The organism is Pseudomonas helmanticensis (genome assembly GCF_900182985.1).
GTDB lineage: Bacteria > Pseudomonadota > Gammaproteobacteria > Pseudomonadales > Pseudomonadaceae > Aquipseudomonas > Aquipseudomonas helmanticensis.
Genome location: NZ_FXUY01000001.1, coordinates 2372482 through 2392658, shown reverse-complemented (window position 1 = coordinate 2392658; position 20177 = coordinate 2372482). Strand labels below are relative to the sequence as shown.

21 protein-coding genes are annotated in these 20177 nt (G+C 59.1%); 4 read left to right on the top strand and 17 right to left on the bottom strand.

Translation table 11 applies throughout. The annotated features are described in order from the left end of the window. Window positions 1–22: 22 nt before the first annotated feature. From QOL84_RS10525 to minC, 6 genes are all read right to left on the bottom strand, one after another. A complete protein-coding gene (locus QOL84_RS10525) occupies window positions 23–199 on the bottom strand; it encodes a hypothetical protein (RefSeq protein ID WP_283437169.1) in 177 nt (58 codons plus the stop codon). A gap of 134 nt (window positions 200–333) precedes the next feature. Then, the gene (locus tag QOL84_RS10520) at window positions 334–1623 is read right to left on the bottom strand and encodes a M18 family aminopeptidase (protein ID WP_283437168.1); all 1290 of its coding nucleotides are present in this window, start codon (window positions 1621–1623) and stop codon (window positions 334–336) included. Window positions 1624–1792: 169 nt separating this feature from the next. After that, complete coding sequence (locus tag QOL84_RS10515) at window positions 1793–2428, bottom strand: RluA family pseudouridine synthase (protein WP_283437167.1); 636 nt, start codon at window positions 2426–2428, stop codon at window positions 1793–1795. Window positions 2429–2603: 175 nt separating this feature from the next. After that, window positions 2604–2858, bottom strand: coding sequence for a cell division topological specificity factor MinE (minE, locus tag QOL84_RS10510; protein ID WP_003223146.1), 255 nt, complete (start codon window positions 2856–2858; stop codon window positions 2604–2606). Continuing rightward, window positions 2858–3670, bottom strand: coding sequence for a septum site-determining protein MinD (minD, locus tag QOL84_RS10505; protein WP_038367005.1), 813 nt, complete (start codon window positions 3668–3670; stop codon window positions 2858–2860). Before minD ends, minE begins: the two co-directional genes overlap by 1 nt. A 169-nt stretch (window positions 3671–3839) precedes the next feature. After that, on the bottom strand, window positions 3840–4577 hold the full coding sequence (minC, locus tag QOL84_RS10500; RefSeq protein WP_129391254.1) for a septum site-determining protein MinC: 738 nt from the start codon (window positions 4575–4577) through the stop codon (window positions 3840–3842). Window positions 4578–4694: 117 nt separating this feature from the next. On the opposite strand from minC, the gene QOL84_RS10495 reads away from it, so the two are divergent. Further along, window positions 4695–5627: a lipid A biosynthesis lauroyl acyltransferase gene (locus QOL84_RS10495; protein ID WP_129391257.1), complete on the top strand. Its 933-nt coding sequence runs from the start codon at window positions 4695–4697 to the stop codon at window positions 5625–5627. Between the two features lie 35 nt (window positions 5628–5662). After that, the gene (locus tag QOL84_RS10490) at window positions 5663–6835 is read left to right on the top strand and encodes a patatin-like phospholipase family protein (RefSeq protein ID WP_283437166.1); all 1173 of its coding nucleotides are present in this window, start codon (window positions 5663–5665) and stop codon (window positions 6833–6835) included. 90 nt (window positions 6836–6925) lie between these two features. Here the strand turns inward: QOL84_RS10490 and QOL84_RS10485 are convergent, their stop codons facing one another. From QOL84_RS10485 to puuE, 8 genes are all read right to left on the bottom strand, one after another. Beyond that, the gene (locus QOL84_RS10485) at window positions 6926–7711 is read right to left on the bottom strand and encodes an outer membrane protein OmpK (protein ID WP_129391263.1); all 786 of its coding nucleotides are present in this window, start codon (window positions 7709–7711) and stop codon (window positions 6926–6928) included. A gap of 374 nt (window positions 7712–8085) precedes the next feature. Then, window positions 8086–8871 carry an outer membrane protein OmpK gene (locus tag QOL84_RS10480; protein WP_283437165.1) on the bottom strand — a complete coding sequence of 262 codons (786 nt, stop codon included), beginning with the start codon at window positions 8869–8871 and terminating at the stop codon, window positions 8086–8088. A gap of 175 nt (window positions 8872–9046) precedes the next feature. After that, entirely contained in the window at window positions 9047–10405 is a 1359-nt protein-coding gene (locus QOL84_RS10475; protein ID WP_283437164.1) for a nucleobase:cation symporter-2 family protein, read from the bottom strand. A 166-nt stretch (window positions 10406–10571) separates the two neighbouring features. Beyond that, a complete protein-coding gene (locus QOL84_RS10470; protein ID WP_283437163.1) occupies window positions 10572–11885 on the bottom strand; it encodes a urate hydroxylase PuuD in 1314 nt (437 codons plus the stop codon). Window positions 11886–11936: 51 nt separating this feature from the next. Then, window positions 11937–12440, bottom strand: coding sequence for an ureidoglycolate lyase (locus tag QOL84_RS10465; protein WP_077571770.1), 504 nt, complete (start codon window positions 12438–12440; stop codon window positions 11937–11939). 132 nt (window positions 12441–12572) lie between these two features. Beyond that, entirely contained in the window at window positions 12573–13568 is a 996-nt protein-coding gene (alc, locus tag QOL84_RS10460) for an allantoicase (RefSeq protein ID WP_122594937.1), read from the bottom strand. A gap of 87 nt (window positions 13569–13655) precedes the next feature. Then, entirely contained in the window at window positions 13656–14171 is a 516-nt protein-coding gene (gene uraD / locus QOL84_RS10455; protein ID WP_129391274.1) for a 2-oxo-4-hydroxy-4-carboxy-5-ureidoimidazoline decarboxylase, read from the bottom strand. Continuing rightward, on the bottom strand, window positions 14168–15094 hold the full coding sequence (puuE, locus tag QOL84_RS10450; protein WP_283437162.1) for an allantoinase PuuE: 927 nt from the start codon (window positions 15092–15094) through the stop codon (window positions 14168–14170). The genes uraD and puuE overlap by 4 nt, the downstream gene beginning before the upstream one ends. 421 nt (window positions 15095–15515) lie before the next feature. Here puuE and uraH point away from each other — a divergent pair, with 421 nt between their 5' ends. Further along, the gene (gene uraH, locus QOL84_RS10445; protein ID WP_008031462.1) at window positions 15516–15869 is read left to right on the top strand and encodes a hydroxyisourate hydrolase; all 354 of its coding nucleotides are present in this window, start codon (window positions 15516–15518) and stop codon (window positions 15867–15869) included. A 183-nt stretch (window positions 15870–16052) separates the two neighbouring features. On the opposite strand, the gene QOL84_RS10440 is transcribed toward uraH, so the two are convergent. The 3 genes from QOL84_RS10440 to QOL84_RS10430 form a co-directional block, all read right to left on the bottom strand. After that, window positions 16053–16679: a LysE family translocator gene (locus QOL84_RS10440; protein WP_008080903.1), complete on the bottom strand. Its 627-nt coding sequence runs from the start codon at window positions 16677–16679 to the stop codon at window positions 16053–16055. A gap of 90 nt (window positions 16680–16769) precedes the next feature. After that, entirely contained in the window at window positions 16770–18119 is a 1350-nt protein-coding gene (locus QOL84_RS10435) for an NCS2 family permease (protein WP_283437161.1), read from the bottom strand. 316 nt (window positions 18120–18435) lie between these two features. Then, window positions 18436–18882 carry a MarR family winged helix-turn-helix transcriptional regulator gene (locus QOL84_RS10430; protein ID WP_283437160.1) on the bottom strand — a complete coding sequence of 149 codons (447 nt, stop codon included), beginning with the start codon at window positions 18880–18882 and terminating at the stop codon, window positions 18436–18438. Window positions 18883–18964: 82 nt separating this feature from the next. Here QOL84_RS10430 and QOL84_RS10425 point away from each other — a divergent pair, with 82 nt between their 5' ends. After that, entirely contained in the window at window positions 18965–20131 is a 1167-nt protein-coding gene (locus QOL84_RS10425) for an aminotransferase-like domain-containing protein (RefSeq protein ID WP_283437159.1), read from the top strand. The last annotated feature ends 46 nt before the right edge of the window (window positions 20132–20177 follow it).

The window sequence follows — 20177 nt, the reverse complement described above, 5'->3', positions numbered from 1 at the left end:
GATCAATGCGAGCCGTCGCGGATTATTCGTTGAGTTTGGCGAGGATCTTGTAGATCACGGTGGCGAGGATCGTCAGCATGCCGATCCACATGGCAAAGACGCCGGCATTCTTGTCACGGAAGTTGAAGCCGATGGCCAGCAGGATCATCCCGGTGAGGATCGGTACGAGCATGGCGTGAAACGAAGACATCGAGATCATGGAGACTGCCTTGTCGAAATGAATGATGTAAGTCTAGGTGGCTTTACCCCTGTAGGAGCTGCCGCAGGCTGCGATCTTTTGATGTTGTTTTTCAAGATCAAAAGATCGCAGCCTGCGGCAGCTCCTACAGCGGGTTACGGTAGATCGTGGCAGGCGTAGAACGCGCTCAGCACTTTCACCAGGTGCGCCAGGTCGTGGCTGCCGCAGAGTTCGCGGATCGAGTGCATGGCGAACGTCGGCAGGCCGATATCGACCGTGCGCACACCGAGGTGGCTGGCGGTGATCGGGCCGATGGTCGAGCCGCAGCCCATGTCGCTGCGCACCACGAAGCTTTGCACCGGCACTTCTTCGGCCATGCACAGATGGCGGAAGAACCCGGCAGTTTCACTGTTGGTGGCGTAGCGCTGGTTGCTGTTGACCTTGATCACCGGGCCGGCGTTGAGTTTCGGGCCGTGGTTGGCGTCGTGTTTTTCCGCGTAGTTCGGGTGCACGCCGTGAGCGTTGTCGGCCGAGACCAGCAGGGATTTCTGAATGGTGCGGACGAATTCGTCGCCTTCCGGCAACAAGCGGCGCAGGGTCTGTTCGAGCATCGGGCCATCGGCACCGCAGGCCGAGCAGGAGCCGACTTCTTCGTGGTCGTTGCAGACCATCACGCAGGTTTCATCGGTTTCGGCGGTGAGCAAGGCCTGCAGGCCGGCGTAGCACGACAGCAGGTTGTCGAGGCGCGCGCCGGCAATGAAGTCGCCATTCAAACCGATGACCGCAGCACTTTGCGTGTCGTAGAAACTCAGCTCGTAATCGAGCACCACGTCGGCGTTCAAACCGTGTTCGCGGGCCAGTTGATCGGTGAGCACGGCGCGGAAATCGACGCGCTCGTCACCGGCAAATTGCGCGAGGATCGGCGGCAGTTCGGTCTGCGCGTTGATCGCCCAGCCCTGGTTGGCTTCACGGTTGAGGTGAATGGCCAGGTTGGGAATGATCGCGATCGGTGCCTTGAAGTCGATCAACTGGCTTTCGACCTTGCCATCGCGGCGGAAGGTCACGCGGCCGGCCAGCGACAGATCGCGGTCGAACCACGGCGCGAGCAAGGCGCCGCCGTAGACTTCAACGCCCAGTTGCCAGAAACCCTGACGCTGCAGCTCCGGTTGCGGCTTGACCCTCAGGCATGGGCTGTCGGTGTGCGCGCCGACCAGGCGGATGCCGCTGTGCAATGGCGAGTGGCGGCCCATTTTGATCGCGACGATTGAGGAGTCGTTACGGGTGACGTAGTAGCGACCGTTGGCCTCGGTGGTCCATGGCTCGCGTTCGTCGAGGCGCACAAAACCGGCAGCCTCCAGACGCTGAACAAGGCTGGCAGTGGCGTGGAACGGGGTAGGGGAGGCCTTGAGGAAGTCGATCAGGCCTTGGTTCAACTCTTCGCGCATAAGAAGCTCCAGACAGCAATGGCCGGGAGTTTAACGCATCGGCCGGGGAATTGAATCTGCACCGGCCCCTGTAGGCGCTGCCGAAGGCTTCGATCTTTTGATCTTGTTTTTGATATTTGAAATACCCGATCAAAAGATCGCAGCCTTCGGCAGCTACATAGGGGATGTGTCAGAACGGTGCCGGGCACTCGAAGCGCAAGCGTTCGCCGGTTTGCGGGTGGGTGAAGCTCAACATGCTGGCGTGCAGGCACAGACGTGGCCAGGCGGCCAAAGCCTGCTCGTGGGCGTACAGACCGTCGCCGAGCAGCGGATGACCGATCGACAGCATGTGCACGCGCAATTGATGCGAACGGCCGGTGATTGGCGTCAGCTCAACGCGACACCAATCGCCGCAACGCTCGAGCACGCGCCAGAAGGTCAGCGCATGTTTGCCGAATTCGTGATCGACCACGTGCCGCGGCTTGGTCGGCGGATCGTAGCGCAGCGGCAAATCGATGCTGCCACTGTCCAGTTCCGGTTGACCCCAAGCCATAGCGGTGTAGGCCTTTTCGGTTTCACGGTCATGAAACTGCCGCGAGAGTTCACGGTGAGTGTCGGCGTCACGGGCGAGCAGAATGATGCCGGAGGTTTCCCAGTCCAGGCGATGGACGATGCGCGCTTCCGGGTAGCCGTTTTCCTGCAGGCGGGTAATCAGGCAATCCTTGTTGTCGTCGGCGCGACCGGGCACCGAGAGCAGCAACGTCGGTTTGTTCACCACGAGTACGGCGGCGTCCTGATGGATGATGCGGATGTTGGACAGCGGCATTAAAACAGCCTCGTAACAAATGCCAACGGCGGCTCGGGGACCACATTCCCTGTAGGAGCTGCGGCACGCTGCGATCTTTTGATCTTTTTAACAACAAGAGCAAAAGATCGCAGCGTGCCGCAGCTCCTACAAAGGCTTGTTGGCCCCGAGCCGCCGTGGCGACTGCCGGATCGACTCAGCGATCGGGCAGGGTGATATTGAGTTCCAGAATCGAGCAACTGCCCTGGCTTTCCAGTGCAACATGTACGTCGTCGTTGCCGATGTTGACGTACTTGCGGATCACGTCGACCAGTTCCTTCTGCAAGGCTGGCAAGTAATCCGGCGTGCTGCGCTGGCCGCGCTCATGCGCCACGATGATCTGTAGACGCTCTTTCGCGACCGAGGCAGTACTTGGCTTTTTGTTGGCACGAAAGAAGTCAAAAAGGTTCATTACCTACCTCCAAACAGGCGCTCGAAGAATCCCTTCTTCGTAACATCGAGAAAACGATGCTCTTTTTCTTTGCCCAGCAAGCGATCAACCGCGTCGCTGTACGCTTGACCGGCGTCGCTCTGGTCGTCGAGGATCACCGGGACGCCCGAGTTGGAGGCCTTGAGCACTGCCTGGGATTCCGGAATCACGCCCAGCAGGGTGACGGCCAGGATTTCCTTCACGTCTTCCACGCCCAGCATCTCGCCATCGCTGACGCGCTGCGGGTTGTAACGGGTCAGCAGCAAGTGTTCCTTGATCGGCTCTTCGCCTTTTTCGGCACGACGGGACTTGCTGGCCAACAGGCCCAGCATGCGGTCGGAGTCACGTACCGAGGACACTTCCGGGTTGGTCACGATGATCGCTTCGTCGGCGAAGTACATGGCCAGGTGTGCACCTTTCTCGATGCCCGCCGGGGAGTCGCAAACCACGAAGTCAAAGTCCTCCTTGAGTTGCATCAGGACTTTTTCCACGCCTTCGACAGTCAGCGCGTCTTTGTCGCGGGTCTGACTGGCGGCCAGTACGTAGAGGTTTTCCAGACGCTTGTCTTTGATCAGCGCTTGTTGCAGGTTGGCTTCGCCGTTGACCACGTTGACGAAGTCATACACCACGCGGCGCTCGCAACCCATGATCAGGTCAAGGTTGCGCAAGCCCACGTCGAAGTCGACGATCACTGTTTTGTGGCCGCGCAGAGCGAGGCCGGTACCGATAGCGGCGCTGGTGGTGGTCTTACCCACACCACCCTTGCCGGATGTAACCACGAGAATCTTGGCCAAGGTGTTTCACCCCTAAGGAAGAAGGACTTTTTAGCCCCTGAAAAACATCTCTTGAAAACTACTGCAGTCGGACAGCCTTGGCTGGAATTTGGCTTTTGGCCTTTTTCCTACTTCGTTTGAGCCGTTTTCGCTACGTTTTAGAGATGCTTGGAAAATGCGGCAGTATCCGTTAAAGCCGAATGATGTTCAACACGTCGCCCGACAGGCTGACCTGTACGCCCGAGCCCCACATCGGGTCGCGGCGCAAATCTTCGGAGACCTTGTAATGACCGGCGATGGAGATCAGTTCAGCGCTCAATTGCTGACAGAAAATCCGTGCCTTGGTGTCACCCTTCACGCCGGCCAGCGCACGACCACGCATCGGGCCGTATACATGGATGTTGCCATCGGCGAGAAGTTCCGCCCCCGGACTGACCGAGGACACCACCACCAAATCGCCACCCTGGGCGTATATCTGTTGGCCACCCCGTACTGGCGTGGTGATGACGCGGGTCTGTTTGATGGTCGGCTCGGGTGGCTTTTCCGGCTTCTTTTTGACTTCGGCTTCGGGCATCTCCAGCGGCCGCTCACGGGCGCCGGACGGCGGCAGCACCGGGATGTCGATGGCGATCGCGGCGGCGATGTCTTCGATGCGACTGGCACGGATCGCCAGGGTGCGCAGGCCGTGTTGACGGCAGACGCGCATCAGCCCCGGCAGATCGACCGCGCCTTCACCCGGCGGCAGTTTGTCGAGGGCCAGAACCAGCGGCGCGTTGCTGAAGAAGTTCGGCGCCTGCGCAACTTTGGCGGCCAATTGCCGATCGAGGCTGTCGAGGTCGTTACGGGCCAGTTCCAGCACGGTAATGGCCAGCATGCTGCCCTTCAACTGGAACACGGGATCTTGGTCTAACGGTTCGGTTTTGCTCATGTCGGCATACAACGGCTTGTCACTAAAAGTGCCGAGACTTATAACGAGAACGCCCGCAGGCCGCAAGCCGGGTCGAACGATGTAGAATGCGCGGCCACTGTATTTACGGAAGCTTTAATGGATCGCCCGCGTTTTCGAAAAGCATTTTTATCGCCACGCTTCTGGCCGCTCTGGTGCGGCTTGGGGCTTTTGTGGCTGATCGTGCAACTGCCGTATCCGGCGTTGCTGACCATCGGTCGAGTTTTGGGCGCATTGATGTATCGCCTCGCCGGCGACCGGCGGCGCATCGCCAAGCGCAATCTTGAGCTGTGCTTCCCGGAAAAATCCGCCGCCGAGCGCAAGCGCTTGCTCAAAGAAAATTTCGCCTCGACCGGCATCGCCTTTTTCGAAATGGCCATGAGCTGGTGGTGGTCACGTGAGCGTCTGGCGAAGCTGGCGCACGTCGAAGGTCTTGAGCATTTGCAAAAAGCCCGGCGCGAAGGCAAAGGCGTGATTCTGATGGCGGTGCATTTCACTACCCTGGAAATCGGCGCGGCTTTGCTCGGTCAGCAGCACACCATCGATGGCATGTACCGCGAGCACAAAAACCCGTTGTTCGATTTCATTCAGCGTCAGGGCCGCGAGCGGCACAACCTCGACTCGCTGGCGGTGGAGCGTGACGACGTGCGCGGCATGCTCAAGCTGCTGCGCTCTGGCCGGGCGATCTGGTACGCACCGGATCAGGACTACGGCGCCAAGCAGAGCATTTTCGTGCCGCTGTTCGGCATTCAGGCGGCGACTGTGACCGCAACCACCAAGTTTGCCCGTTTGGGTAAAGCGCTGGTGGTGCCGTTCACTCAGGAGCGCCTGGCCGACGGCAGCGGTTATCGTCTGGTCGTGCATCCGCCGCTGGAAGATTTCCCCGGCGAGACCGAAGAAGCCGACTGCATCCGCATCAACCAGTGGGTCGAAGGCGTCTTGCGCGATTGCCCGGAGCAATATTTGTGGGCACATCGACGCTTCAAGAGCCGGCCACCGGGCGAGCCGAAGCTGTACGCCAAGCGCGGTTGATTGATCCATTCCTATAAGCACCATGGAGCGTTGCGATGAGCCCAGCTGAACCGGTCACAGGTTTGATTCTTTCCGGCGGCGGGGCTCGGGCGGCGTATCAGGTGGGGGTGCTGGCGGCGATTGCCGAACTGTTGCCGTTGGGTGCTGACAATCCGTTTCCGGTGATCGTCGGCACATCGGCGGGCGCGATCAACGCCGTCAGCCTCGCCAGTGGCGCCACCGATTTTCGCGCGGCCATTGAGCGGCTCACCTTATTCTGGCAAGGCTTTCGCAGCCATCGCGTGCTGCGCAGTGACTGGCCGGGCGTCATCCGTCAGGCCAGCCGTTTTGTCAGTCACAGCTTGCTTGGCCTCGGCCGCCATATGCCGGTGGCGCTGCTCAACAGTTCGCCGCTGCGTGATCTGCTCAATGAAAAACTGCACATGCCCGGCATCGCCGAATCCATCGCGCGCAAGCAATTGCATGCGGTGGCGGTGACGGCGTTTGGTTATGAGTCGGGGCAAGCGGTGACGTTCTATCAGGGCGGCGGCACGATCGATTCATGGCTGCGGCATCGGCGCATCGGTGTGCCGACACAATTGTCGGTGGATCACTTGCTCGCCAGTTCGGCGATTCCGTTGCTATTCGCGCCGGTGAAGATCGGTGATGAATATTTCGGCGACGGCGCGGTGCGGCAATCGGCGCCGATCAGTCCGGCATTGCACCTAGGCGCCAGTCGCGTGCTGGTGGTGGGTGTCAGCGGCAACCCGCGCGGCTTCGATCCGCAGCAGCCGCTGGAGCGCACTTACACCGGGCAACAGCCGACGCTGGCACAAATTGGCGGGCACATGCTCAACAGCACGTTCATTGACAGTCTGGAGAGCGACATCGAGTTGCTGCAGCGCCTCAACCAGTTCAGTCATCTGATGCCCGCTGGCACGCCGACGCGCGAGCTGGGTGTGGCGCCGGTGGAGGTGTTGGTGATTTCGCCGAGTCAGCCGATCGATGAGATCGCGGCGCGGCATCGCCAGGAGTTGCCGGCGGCGTTGCGCTTGTTTCTGCGTGGACCGGGGGCAACGAAGACGAGTGGGGCGGGGGTGTTGAGTTATCTGCTGTTCGAGGCGGGGTATTGCAGCGAGTTGATCGATCTGGGGCGGCGTGATGCGTTGGCCAAGCGTGAAGAACTTTGCCGATTTTTGGGGATATCCGCGGCGGTGGTCTCGGCCTGAAATCTGCAGTGAGGCCTTCGCGAGCAGGCTCGCTCCCACATTGAAACCCGGTCGAATGTGGGAGCGAGCCTGCTCGCGAAGCTTTTAAGATCAGAAGTGGAACTTCACCAGGAAGCTGGTCACGTTCTGATTGGTGGTGAACGCACGGGTGTCGTCGATCCCGTACTTGTCTTTCCAGTAGTCGTACTCGACACCGACGTACAGCTGCTTCTCGCCGAAATTCAACGCCTTGCCCAAGTCGTATTTGACCTGTGGGTTGAAGTGCAGGTTGGCGTGGTATTCGCCACGGTTGTTGACGTCGTTGTCGACAACCCAGTCCATGTAACCGTCGATCAGCACGTTGGAGTCGCCGACCGGGATGGTGTAGGACCACACCGGAGTGATCTGCCAGACGTTGTCACCCGGGCGCGAGCCTTCGGTGTGGCGCTGGTAGAAGTTCAGCTGGAAGTAGTCGAAGCCCGGGATGGCCAGGTCGAAGCCTGGACCGATCAGGTAGGACTCGGTGTCACCCTCGCCGAACTCGTACGTCATCGCCAGCAGGACGTCTTTGATCGGGCCGAACTCGATCTTCTGGTCGAGTACCTTGCCCAGCGAGATGCGTGGCTGGAACTCGCCGTAGTAGGTGTTCGGGCCGTTGTTGAAGTCCTTGTCACCGTTGTAGAAGATCTTGTCGACGAACAGGAAGTTGTCCCCGTACTTCCAGGCATCGGCGTGCTCGAAGGTGACGGTCTGCTGGATCGCAGGGTTGACCTTGAAGTCTTTACCGTAAAGGTAGGTCAGGCTGTTGTTCTGCCACTGCAGCAGGCCATCGGCCATGGCCTGGCCGCCGGCCAGCATCGATCCCGCAAGCATCAGGCTGGTGCACATACGTTTCATTCGGTTGCTCCCAAAGTAGGTGTTCCACGTTTATTTTTTTAAGATCGGCGCTCTGGTGTGGCGCCTTTTTTCGTTGCTGCAAAAGTCATCCGATCGGTCAGCTTCAGTGCTGTTAGCAAAAGCTGAGCCAAGGCCTTCGAAAAGCCAAAAAACGCCCGTTCGGCTGCTGAAAAAACAGTCGATTGAGCGTGTTTTCGGGATGCCTCGGTACTGACCGGGGCCGGGATAAGTTGGCCCGTCGGTCAGGAATTAAATCCGGGCTTTTTTTTAGACCGAATTCAGGAGGCCGCGGAGAATACTGACTCCTCGGCCAGCTCTCAAGTGCCCCGCAACAGAGCACCGACGACAGGTAGGGGGCACGGTTGCGGGTCATCTTAAAAATGCACCTTCACCAGCAGGCTGGCGGTGTTCTGATTGGTGTCGAGGTTGTGGCTGCTTTCGACCCCGTATTTGTTCTTCCAGTAGCTGTATTCGGTGCCGACGTACAGCTGCTTCTGACGCCAGCCGAGGGCTTTGCCGAGGTCGTATTTGATCTGCGGATTGATGTGAAGGTTGGCGTGGTAGGTGCCGCGCGAGTTCTCGTCATTGTCGACGACCCAGTCCAGATAACCGTCGATCAGCAGATCGGAATTGCCCACCGGAATGCTGTAGGACCAGCCTGGAGTGATCTGCCAGACACCGTCGCCGGGGCGCGGGCCTTCGGTCTGGCGACGGAAGATATTCAGGGTGACGTAGTTGAAGCCGGGCACCTTGAGGTCGAAGCCCGGGCCGATCAGGTAGGCCTCGCTTTCGCCTTCGCCGTACTCGTAGGTCATCGCCAGCAGCACGTCCTTGATCGGGCCGAATTCGAGCTTCTGATCGAAGATCTTGCCGAACGAGAAGCGTGGGGTGAATTCGCCGTAGAAGGTGTGCGGGCCTTTGTTGCGGTCTTCTTCGCCGTTGTAGAAGATCTTGTCGACGAAGAGAAAGTTGTCGCCGTATTTCCACTTGTCGGCGTGCTCGAACGTCACCGTCTGCTGGATCGACGGGTTGATCGCGAAGTTCTTGCCATACAGATAGCTGAGGCTGTTGGTTTGCCACAGCAGGAGATCGCCGGCCATGGCTTGACTCGCGGCCAGCAGGCCGCCACTCAACAGAACGTTGGTTTGCGTGCGAATCATCTGTTGCTCCCTCTTGTTTTTATTGTTGAGGCGCAGAGCTGTTGCTTGCCCCTGTGGGAGCGAGCCTGCTCGCCAAGGGGGTGTGTCAGTCGCCATCACTGTTGAATGACACAGCGCTTTCGTCGGAACGCCGCCCGGAGCAGGCTCGCTCCCACAAGGTTTTGTGGTGACTTAGTTAATGCTGGTGTACGTGGCAGTCGTTGATCGCTGCGCGCTCTTTGCCGCCAAGAATGTTGAACAGCAGGTTCAGCGTCAGCGCGCTGAGCGTTGCCATGGCGATGCCGCTGTGCGTAATCGGGCTCATCCACAGCGGCAGGTGCGCGAAGAACTCAGGACGCACCACCGGGATCAGGCCCATGCCGATGCTCACCGCGACCAGCAACTGGTTGCGACGGTCACCGATGTCGGCTTCTTGCAGGATCTTGATGCCGGTAGCGGCGACCATGCCGAACATCGCAATCGCTGCGCCGCCGAGGACTGCCGGTGGAATCGATGCCACCAGGAACGCCGCTTTCGGCAGCAGACTGAGAACGATCAGCAAACCACCGGCAACGATGGTCACCGAGCGGCAGCGCACGCCGGTCATCTGCACCAGACCGATGTTCTGCGCGAACGAGGAATGGGTGAAGGTGTTGAAGAAACCGGCGACAAACGAGGCGCCGGCATCACACAGCAAGCCGCGACGCAGCATGCGCGGGCAGACTTCCTGGCCGGTGATTTTGCCCAGCGCGAGGAACATGCCGGTGGACTCGACGAAGATGATCACTACCACCAAGCACATCGACAGGATCGGTGCGAGTTCGAATTTCGGCATGCCGAAATGCAGCGGAGTGACGAACTGAATCCACGGCGCGTTGGCCATGCCGCTCAGGTCGACCATGCCGATTGCGCCGCACAGCACGTAGCCGAAGCACATGCCGATCAGCACGGAAATGTTGACCCAGAAACCGCGCATGAAGCGGTGGATCAGCAGAATGGTGCCCAACACCAGGGCAGCGATGGCCAGATAAATCGGTGAACCGAATTGCGCGGCGCCAGCACCGCCGCCCGCCCAATTCACGGCCACGGGGAACAGCGACAAACCGATCGAGGTGATGACCGTGCCGGTCACCAGGGGCGGGAAGAAGCGCACGACCTTGGACATGAACGGCGCGATGATCATGCCGAAGAAACCGGCGGCGATCGTTGCACCGAAGATGCCTTGCAGGCCGATACCGGGCATGCCGGCCATGGCGACCATGCTGCCAACCGCAGCAAAACTGGCGCCCATCATCACCGGCATGCGGATGCCCATCGGGCCGATGCCCATGGATTGCACGATGGTGGCGACACCGGCGACCAGCAGGTCGGCGTTGATCAGAAAGGCAATTTCTTCACGACTCAGGCCAGCGGCCTGTCCAATGATCAGCGGCACCGCGATGGCACCACCGTACATCAGCAGAACATGTTGCAAACCGACCAGGATCAGTTGCAAAAGGGGCAATCGCTGAATGGCGGGTGCGTCGGGGATGCGCGCTTCGGACAGCTCGGACATGCAACACCTCGGATCTTTTTATTCTTGTGATTAACAGCTGTCCGGTTGCTCACAGCTGTTTCTTTGCATCAGGTAAAAACGCGTTGCGGCGATTCGCGAGCAGGCTCGCTCCCACAGGAAATGCGCGATCTCTGTGGGAGCGAGCCTGCTCGCGAAGCTTTGTTGCTTAGTTGGTCTGTGCTCCCTGGGCAATCCATGCACCGATCAGGTCACGTTCCTGCTGGGTCATCTGCGTGATGTTGCCCAGTGGCATGATCTGCGTGGTGATGGCTTGCGCCTGGATGCGCGGCGCGTTCTGGCGGATCTGCTCAGGGGTGTCGAACATCACACCCGCAGGCGCTGCGCTGAACAACGGGCTGGTCGGTTTGGCCGAGTGGCAAACTGCGCAACGTTCTTGAATCACGTTGTGCACTTTGTCGAAGGCCGGACCTGCGTTGGAGGCTTGCGCCGGTGCTGCAGCAGGCGCTGCGGCTTGCGCAGGTGCCGACGCTTCAGCCGGTTTAGCGCCACCGCCCAGTGCCGTTTCCGGCAGCGGTTGGTACTCGATTTTCGCAGGAGTTTTGGCCACTTCCGGAGCGGTCGACATCGGCGTCGGGCCGGTGACGTACGCCAGAGTGATCATGCCCACCGCTGCCACCGGCAGAGTCCAGGCAAACTTGTGGCTGTCGTGACGGGTGTTGAAGTAGTGACGCACCAACACTGCCAACACTGCGATCCCGGCCAGGATCAACCAGTTGTACTGGCTGCCATAGGTGCTCGGGAAGTGGTTGCTGATCATGATGAACAGCACCGGCAGGGTGAAGTAGTTGTTGTGACGCGAACGCAGCAAGCCTTTGGCCGGCAGCGCCGGATCCGGCGTGCGGTTCTCGGCAATAGCCGCCACCAGTGCCCGTTGCGCCGGCATGATGATGCGGAACACGTTACCGACCATGATGGTGCCGATGATCGCGCCGACGTGCAGGTACGCACCACGACCGCTGAACACTTTGCTGAAGCCATACGCCGCGCCGATGATCAGCACGAACAGAATGAAGCCCAGCAGAGCAGGGCGTTTGCCCAAGGCCGAGTCGCACAGGAAGGAGTAGATGAACCAGCCGAGGAACAGCGAGCCGATACCGATGGCCACGCCTTCAGGGCCGCTCAGTGTGCTGCCCGGAGCCAGCAGGTAGAGCGTTGGGTTGGAGTAGAACACCACGCACAGCAGCGCGATACCCGACATCCAGGTGAAGTAGGCTTCCCATTTGAACCAGTGCAGGTTCTCCGGCATCGACGGTGGGGCCAGTTTGTATTTTTCGAGGTGATAGATACCGCCACCGTGGATCGCCCACAGATCACCGGCCAGGCCGGTTTTCGGGTTGACGCGGTTGAGGTTGTTCTCCAGCCAGACGAAGTAGAACGACGCGCCGATCCAGGCCACGCCAGTAATCATGTGAACCCAGCGCACGCTCAGGTTCAGCCATTCCAACAGATGTGCTTCCACAGTCTTTACCTCTCGCCTGTCACTCTTGTTGTCGAGTGATCAGACCTTCTCTTATTGGTGGGGGGCGAGGATCAAACGCTCATCCTCTTTGAAAAAATGCTCATCGCAGTTATTGCCTGTGCCACTGCGATCAACCACCAGGAAGTCATCCCGCTTTTCGATCGTCAGCACCGGATGGTGCCAAACGCCGCGATGGTAATTAATGCCCTGCCTGCCGTTGGTGACGAAGGCGCGGACCAAGCCTGATACAGGTTCATCGCCAATTGGCGCGACCACGATCAGAAAGGGGTTGCCGAGCAGCGGTATGAAAGCCTGGCTGCCCAGCGGATGGCGTTCCAGCATGCAAACGGTCAGCGGCATGTCCTGCGCGTCGGCGCGGAAGATGCTGATGATCGCGTTGTCCTCAGGCTGAGCGGTTTCGACCGTCGCCAGTTTATGGAAGCGCATGGTCGAACCGTTGTTGATCATGAAGTGATCGCTGCCGTCGGTTTCGATGACGTCACCGAAAGGGGCGAAGGCTTCTTTGCTCAGCGGTTCAATCGTTAGTGTGCGCATGCTGTTCTTCTTATCCGAATTCGTTGTCTGTTCACTGCATTACTCTGTAGGAGCTGGCGAAGCCTGCGATCTTTTGACTTTGTTTTTAAGATCAAAAGATCGCAGCCTGCGGCAGCTCCTACAGGCTCAGTGTTATTTAGCGACCTTGCCCAGTACGCGCAGGCGGCTTACACCACCGTCCGGGAACACGTTCAGGCGGATGTGGGTGATCGGGCCCAGTGCCTTGATCTGCTCGACGAAGGTGTGCTCGGCGTGCATTTCCAGCTTCTGGCTTGGCAGCAGATCGCGCCAGAACAGCGACTGGGTTTCGATCTGGCTGTCAGTTCCGCCCTTGACGAACGCGCCCTGAATCGAGCAAGTGTCCGGGTAGTTGCCTTTGAAGTGCAGGGTGTCGACGACGATCTTCTCGATCTCGCCCGGGTGGCCCAGCGCGACGATGACCCAGTCATTGCCTGGCGTACGACGACGTGCAGTTTCCCAGCCGTCGCCCATGTTGATGCCACGGCCCGGGTTGAGAATGTTGCTCATGCGGCCGAAGTGTTCGTCGGAGCAGGCGAGGGCGCGGCCACCGTTGAGGGCTGCTGCCAGATCGACTTGCTCGTTGTCGCCAACGGCCGACCAGTCGCGATGCGGAACACCGTACACACGCAGACGGGCAACACCGCCGTCCGGGTAGATGTTGAAGCGCAGGTGGCTGAACGCTTTGTCGTTGCTGATTTCGTGGTAGTGGTGGCTGTTGCCCTGCAGCTCGACGGCCGACAGCACTTCAGTCCACTGGGTGTTTTCGTCCGGCTCGCCCGAGGCCAGGAAGCACGCTTCCAGCGAGGCCGATGGCGGGAAGTTGCCGGTGAAGAATGAAGTGTCGATGTCCACGCCTTTGATCGAGCCCGGTACGCCCAGACGGATCACTGCGCTGTCGAAGCCTTCGAAGCGCTTGCGGCGCGATTCCCAGCCGTCCATCCACTTGCCGTTGTCATCGAACACGCCCTCCTTCCATACGGCCGGGGTCGGTTGGAACAGACGATTGGCGTCTGCGAACCAGTCATCGGTGACCGAGATGATTTTGGTGCCCAGACGGGCATCGGCCAGGTTGACGAACTTCTCGAAAGGTACGGCGTAAGCTTTCATTCTTCTTGTCTGCCTTTAATAAGTTGGCTGGGGATGCTTGCAAGACCCTGGGTACTCTCCGCGTTTGATGTACTCGGGTCAGGCTTGCTAAAGAGTCAGTAAACGGAACAGGGCAATCTTGTTGATCTCCGCCAGCGCGCATTTGAATTCGGTGTCGACCGAGTTGTGAATGCGCGTTTCGAACGCCGCGAGGATCTGATGCCGGTTGCTGCCTTTTACCGCCATGATGAAGGGAAACTTGAACTTGGCTTTGTAGGCGTCGTTCAGCTCGGTGAAGCGCTGGAACTCTTCGGCCGTGCATTGGTGAATACCGGCGCCAGCTTGTTCATTGGTGCTGGCTTCGGTCAGTTGGCCCTGGACGGCCGCTTTGCCGGCCAGGTCCGGGTGAGCGTTGATCAGTGCCAGCTGACTGGCGTGATCGGCGCTCAACAGGATGTCGCTCATGCGCTGGTGCAGGGTTTCGATCTCGTCGATCGAAGCGTCCACGCCCAGGTCGTAGGCCTTCTCGGCCACCCATGGCGAATGTTCGTAGATGTCGGCGAAAGCGTTGACGAAAGCGTCGCGGCTCAGGGTCGACGGTTGCAGGGTTTGAAAGCGGCTCATTTGGCGGCCTCTTGGTACGGCTGGGTTTCGTGCCAGTGGCGCGCGATGTCGACGCGACGGCTGAACCACACCTGTTCATGACTTTTGGCGTATTCGATAAAGCGTTTGAGCGAAGCGATGCGACCCGGACGGCCGATCAGGCGGCAGTGCAGACCGATCGAGAGCATCTTCGGCGCTTCGGCACCTTCGGCGTAGAGCACGTCGAACGCGTCTTTGAGGTATTCGAAGAAGTCGTCACCCTTGTTGAAACCCTGCACTTGCGTGAAGCGCATGTCGTTGGTGTCGAGGGTGTACGGGATCACCAGATGCGGCTTGCCGGTCGGGTTGTTCGGTTCCCAGTAGGGCAGGTCGTCGTCGTAGGTGTCGCAGTCGTAGAGGAAACCACCTTCTTCCATGACCAGGCGACGGGTGTTCGGGCCGGTGCGGCCGGTGTACCAGCCCAGTGGGCGCTCGCCGGTAATTTCGGTGAGGACGCGGATCGCTTCGAGCATGTGCTCGCGTTCCTGCGCTTCGTCCATGTACTGGTAGTCGATCCAGCGGTAGCCGTGGCTGCAGATCTCGTGGCCGGCATCGACCATCGCGCGGATCACGTCCGGGTGGCGCTGAGCGGCCATGGCGACGGCGAAGATGGTCAGCGGAATGTCGAATTCCTTGAACAGTTTCAGGATCCGCCAGACGCCGGCACGGCTGCCATACTCGTAAAGCGATTCCATGCTCATGTTGCGCGCGCCTTGCAGCGGCTGGGCAGCAACCATTTCAGACAGGAAGGCTTCGGATTCTTTGTCGCCGTGCAAAATGTTGCGCTCGCCGCCTTCTTCGTAATTGAGTACGAACGACAGGGCGATACGGGCATTGCCCGGCCAGTGTGGGTGAGGAGGGTTACTGCCGTAACCGATCAGGTCGCGTGGGTAGTCAGCGCTCACTGCAGTCTTCCTTCTTATTCGTTGACAGATGTGTGTGGCGGCCTGGCAGGCTGGCGTCACAGCGATGGGCTGATTGTATACAACTTTAATCGCACTTTGTAAGCCTGAATTTTCGCATTTTTCACCGACTGTCATCTTTTACTGCTAATGGCGTGAGCCTGCAAGAAACCTGCCTGACCGGTCAGCTAATGGATTGAAGGTTCAATGTTCAGGCGCTGTGCTGGCAGATCGCGGGTAAAGGCCCGGATGACGGGGGTGCAGGAAAAAATGTCGTTTTTATTGTGTACAATTTTTTTGAAAAGTGTCTTAATCAATCGCTCGCCGCAGCTTTTCGTGCTCCGAATCGGTGCGGTCTCCTTTTCAACTGACTTCGGGAGGCGCGAGGTCTGACTGCTTCCACGCAGGCAGGCGCGCAGAATCAATGGGACGTTTGACAACACACGTTTTGGACGCTGCACACGGTTGCCCGGGCAGTTCGATCAAGGTCGAGCTGTACCGCGTTGAAGGCTCGCAACTGGAATTGGTCGCCAGTGCGATTACCAACAGCGATGGCCGGGTCGATGCACCGCTGCTGCAAGGCGATGACTACCGTACCGGGGTTTATCAGGTTCAGTTCCATGCGGGCGATTACTACCGCGCCCGTGGCGTTCAGTTGCCGGAACCGGCATTTCTGGACGTGGTTGTGCTGCGCTTCGGCATCTCTGCCGAACAGGATCACTACCATGTGCCGTTGCTGATTTCGCCGTACAGCTATTCCACGTACCGGGGCAGCTGACCCCCAAGCAGCTGCCCCCACCGGGAAGCGACTGCGCATATAGCTTCTTTGGTCTTTCGCCCGCTCACACTGCGGGCTTTTTTTCGCCTGCCCTAAAGTCAAAAGATCGCAGCCTGCGGCAGCTCCTACAGATTGAAGTGCAATCCCATGTAGGAGTTGCCGCAGGCTGCGATCTTTTGCTCTTTAACGGCTCAGCAGGGAGGCAGCACCCGCGCCACTGAACAACCCGGCACTGATGCGGTTAAACCAGCTCTGTCCCTTGCCACTGCGCAGATACCGCGCCGCGCCATGCGCGCCCAGCCCATAGGCCAGTTTGCAGCACAGATCGAGCACCACCCAGGTCGCAATCATGATCAGCAACTGCGGCAGGAACGGCTGCTGCGCGCTGAGAAACTGCGGCAGAAACGCAGCAAAGAAGAGGATGTCCTTCGGATTACTCGCGCCCAACACAAACGCGCGCCCAAACAAGGTGCGAAAGCGCGGAGTCGGTGCCGCCTGAGGCACTTCTGCGCCCACCGACGGTTGACGTGATTGCTGCCAGCTCTGCCAGGCGAGGTAGAACAGGTACAGCGCACCGACGATTTTCAGCGCGCTGAACAACTGCTCCGACGCCAGCAGCAACGCACCGAGCCCCAGCGCCGAGGCACTGAGCAGGCAGATCGAGGCAATCACGCCACCGAGAAACGCCGGGTAAGAGCGGCGCAAACCGTAATTCAGACTGTTGCTGATCATCAACAACGACAGTGGCCCCGGAATGAGGATCACCACCAATGCAGCGCCGCTGAACAGCAGCCAGGTTTCCAGACTCATCACTTTCCTCCTTTTTTTGTTGTACTGAAAAATGCACAAAAGCCCCACCCGCGAGGGTGAGGCTGTTTTGAAACCTGAACCGCGTAGCGTTTACAGGAAGATGAACTTGGCGATGAAGATCGCGCAGAGCACCCACAGGCTGACGGAAATTTCCTTGTACTTGCCGGTACCGGCCTTCAATGCCACATAAGTGATGAAGCCCAGCGCGATACCGTCGGCGACCGAGAAAGTCAGCGGCATCATGATGGCGGTGACGATCGCCGGAATGGCATCAGTGGCTTCGTCCCACTCGATGTGGGCCATGCCGCCCATCATCAGCATCGCTACGTAGATCAGTGCACCGGCGGTGGCGTAAGCGGGAATCATGCCGGCCAGCGGTGCGAAAAACATTGCCGCTATAAATAGCACACCTACGGTGACTGCGGTAAGACCAGTCCGACCACCTGCGGCCACGCCGGCAGCACTTTCTACATAACTGGTAACCGGCGGAACACCGACAACAGCGCCGAATACGCTGGACGCACTGTCGGCTTTCATCGCGCGGGAGAGGTTTTCGATACGGCCGTCAGCGTTGACCAGATTGGCGCGCTGAGCAACACCCATCAGGGTGCCGGCGGTGTCAAACATGTGCACAAAGAGGAAGGCCAGGACCACGCTGATCATGCTGACGTTGAACACGCCCGCGACATTCATCGCCATGAAGGTCGGCGCCAGACTTGGCGGCGTCGACATGATCCCTTCGTAATGCACGATGCCCAGACCCCAACCGGCGAGGGTCACGGTGATGATGCTGATGAGGATCGCGCCGAAGACTTTGTGGTAGCTGAGGATTGCGATCATCAGGAAGCAGATGGCGGCGAGCAGCGGGCCAGGCTCGCGCAGGGAGCCGAGTTTGATCAGGGTCGCCGGGCTATCGACGACGATGCCCGCGGTTTTCAGGCCGATCAAGCCGAGGAACAGCCCGACACCAGCACCCATCGCAAAACGCAGGCTGACCGGAATACTGTTGAGCAGCCACTCGCGAATCCGCGAGAACGTCAGGATCATGAACAGCACACCCGAGACAAACACCGCACCAAGCGCGGTTTCCCAGTTGTAGCCCATGGTGCCGACCACGGTGTAAGTGAAAAATGCGTTGAGGCCCATGCCCGGTGCCAGACCAACTGGCCAGTTGGCGTACAGGCCCATCAACAGGCAGCCCAGCGCAGCGGCGATACAGGTGGCGACGAAGGCTGCACCGTGGTCAATCCCGGCATCGGCCATGATGTTCGGGTTGACGAAGATGATGTAAGCCATGGTGATGAAGGTTGTCAGACCGGCAATCAGCTCGGTCTTCACCGTGGTGCCATGCAAGCTGAGTTTAAACAAGCGCTCCAGCAAGCCATTTTGTAATGGCGGCGAGAGATCCAGCGTCGATGCTTCGGATTTGCGGCTTTCCACAGCGAGTACTCCTCAAGAGTTTTATTGTTATTTCCAGGGCCGGACCCATGAGGGGTGGCAGCGGCCCTTTGAGGCATACGCGAATTTGTTGACCATGCGGTCAGGAACTCGCACGCTGTGGATTATGCTTTTGTGTACAAATAAAGCAAATATTGTTTTTGGTTTTGTTTACGAAAGTTCCATCGATAGGGATATATCGTCTGTTCGGACTTCTTCGCGAGCAAGCCCGCTCCCACAGGATTCGTGGGTTTCTTTGTATCTGTGTACTCCCGCGATCATTGTGGGAGCTGGCTTGCCAGCGATGAGGCCCGAACAGTCATTCGAGAACTGTCTGACTTTTCCCCAACGCCAAATTCACCGCCAACCAGCCATTCACCGCCGCCTCCCCAGCCTCGGCAAACACCCGCTCCAGCAACTTCACCTGCTCACGCCGCAACGCCTGTTCAAACTTCGCGCCCTCCGCCGTCAACGCCAGCAGCCGCTTACGCTTGTCTGCCTCCGACGCGACGCTGTCGACCAGATGCATTTCCTGCAACTGCCGCAACGGCATGTTCAGCGCCTGCTTGCTCACACCGAGCAATTCCAGCAATTCCTTCACGCTCAAATTTGGATAACGGGCGATGAAAAACACAATGCGCTGATGCACCCGCGACAATCCACGGCGCTCGAGCATTTCGTCAGCCTTGGCGGTGAATGCCTGGTAGCCGAAGAAAAATGCTTCCATCGCCTGCTGCTGACTGGATGGGTTTTTAAGGTCAAGCATATTGACGTACTCGCTCAAGCTGGCGTAATTTCAGTCAACCAGTTTGACTCATTTTTCATCCGCCTCGCTACCGGTGACCTCCATGGCTTTTTCCGAACGTGTCTCGCGCCTTAAAAGTTCTCTGATCCGTGAAATCCTCGCCGCCGCCCAGCGCCCTGAGGTGATGTCGTTCGCCGGCGGCTTGCCCGCCGAAGCGATGCTGCCGAAAGTCGAGTGGGCCGACATGCCGCTGGCGCTCGGTCAATACGGCATGAGCGAAGGCGAGCCGGCGTTGCGCGAAGCGTTGGCGGCGGAGGCGAGGGCGCTGGGTCTGGACTGTGAGGAGAGTCAGGTATTGGTGGTCAGCGGCTCCCAGCAGACCCTCGATCTGGCAGCCAAGTTGTACATCGACAAGGGCACGGAAATTCTGCTCGAAGCGCCGACCTATCTCGCCGCCCTGCAAATCTTCCAGCTGTTCGGCGCCGATTGCCTGACCGTGCCGCAAGAGTCCGACGGCCCGAATCTGGTGCAATTGCGCAGCCGCCTGGAACAACACCGTCCGGCGTTCATCTACTTGATCCCGACCTTTCAAAACCCGTCAGCCGTGCGATACAGCGAAGCCAAACGTGCAGCCGTTGCGGCATTGCTTGATGAATTCGGCGTAACCCTGATCGAAGACGAGCCTTACCGCGAGCTGACTTTCGATGGTGGCAGCGCCAAACCGATTGCCGGGCGTCTGAAGAAGGCGAGCTGGATCTACACCGGCACCGTGTCGAAAACCTTGCTGCCAGGTCTGCGCATCGGCTACCTGATCGCCAGCCCGGATCTGTTTCCGCACCTGCTCAAGCTCAAGCAATCAGCGGATCTGCACACCAACCGCATCGGCCAGTGGCAGGCGTTGCAATGGATTGGCACGGAGAAATATCAGCAGCACTTGAGTGAGTTGCGTGGGTTCTATCGCCAGCGTCGGGATACGTTTCAATCGGCACTGGAAACGCATTTTGCGGATCTGGCGGATTGGGAAACGCCGCAGGGTGGGTTGTTTTTCTGGCTGACGTTGAAGCAACCGCTGGATACGCGAACGCTATTGAATGAGGCGCTGGCCAATGACGTGGCGTTTATGCCGGGGGAGCCGTTCTTTCCGGAGCCGGATAAACATCATGGGCATTTGCGTTTGAATTTCAGCCACATCGATCCGGCGCGACTGGATGAAGGGTTGAAGCGATTGGCGGCGGTGGTGCGCCAGGCGCAGTTGGATGAAGCGGCCTGATAAAACAAATAAACCGGCTCATGGGCCGGTTTATTTTTGTCTGATA

Coding starts and splice junctions, on each gene's coding strand:
- QOL84_RS10495 (WP_129391257.1), top strand. CDS start 4,695: ATGGATCGCCCGCGTTTTCGAAAAGCATTTTTATCGCCACGCTTCTGG.
- uraH (WP_008031462.1), top strand. CDS start 15,516: ATGGGACGTTTGACAACACACGTTTTGGACGCTGCACACGGTTGCCCG.
- QOL84_RS10490 (WP_283437166.1), top strand. CDS start 5,663: ATGAGCCCAGCTGAACCGGTCACAGGTTTGATTCTTTCCGGCGGCGGG.
- QOL84_RS10425 (WP_283437159.1), top strand. CDS start 18,965: ATGGCTTTTTCCGAACGTGTCTCGCGCCTTAAAAGTTCTCTGATCCGT.
- QOL84_RS10485 (WP_129391263.1), bottom strand. CDS start 7,711: ATGAAACGTATGTGCACCAGCCTGATGCTTGCGGGATCGATGCTGGCC.
- uraD (WP_129391274.1), bottom strand. CDS start 14,171: ATGAGCCGCTTTCAAACCCTGCAACCGTCGACCCTGAGCCGCGACGCT.
- QOL84_RS10525 (WP_283437169.1), bottom strand. CDS start 199: ATGATCTCGATGTCTTCGTTTCACGCCATGCTCGTACCGATCCTCACC.
- QOL84_RS10480 (WP_283437165.1), bottom strand. CDS start 8,871: ATGATTCGCACGCAAACCAACGTTCTGTTGAGTGGCGGCCTGCTGGCC.
- minC (WP_129391254.1), bottom strand. CDS start 4,577: ATGAGCAAAACCGAACCGTTAGACCAAGATCCCGTGTTCCAGTTGAAG.
- minE (WP_003223146.1), bottom strand. CDS start 2,858: ATGAACCTTTTTGACTTCTTTCGTGCCAACAAAAAGCCAAGTACTGCC.
- alc (WP_122594937.1), bottom strand. CDS start 13,568: ATGAAAGCTTACGCCGTACCTTTCGAGAAGTTCGTCAACCTGGCCGAT.
- QOL84_RS10475 (WP_283437164.1), bottom strand. CDS start 10,405: ATGTCCGAGCTGTCCGAAGCGCGCATCCCCGACGCACCCGCCATTCAG.
- QOL84_RS10465 (WP_077571770.1), bottom strand. CDS start 12,440: ATGCGCACACTAACGATTGAACCGCTGAGCAAAGAAGCCTTCGCCCCT.
- QOL84_RS10515 (WP_283437167.1), bottom strand. CDS start 2,428: ATGCCGCTGTCCAACATCCGCATCATCCATCAGGACGCCGCCGTACTC.
- QOL84_RS10440 (WP_008080903.1), bottom strand. CDS start 16,679: ATGAGTCTGGAAACCTGGCTGCTGTTCAGCGGCGCTGCATTGGTGGTG.
- QOL84_RS10430 (WP_283437160.1), bottom strand. CDS start 18,882: ATGCTTGACCTTAAAAACCCATCCAGTCAGCAGCAGGCGATGGAAGCA.
- QOL84_RS10520 (WP_283437168.1), bottom strand. CDS start 1,623: ATGCGCGAAGAGTTGAACCAAGGCCTGATCGACTTCCTCAAGGCCTCC.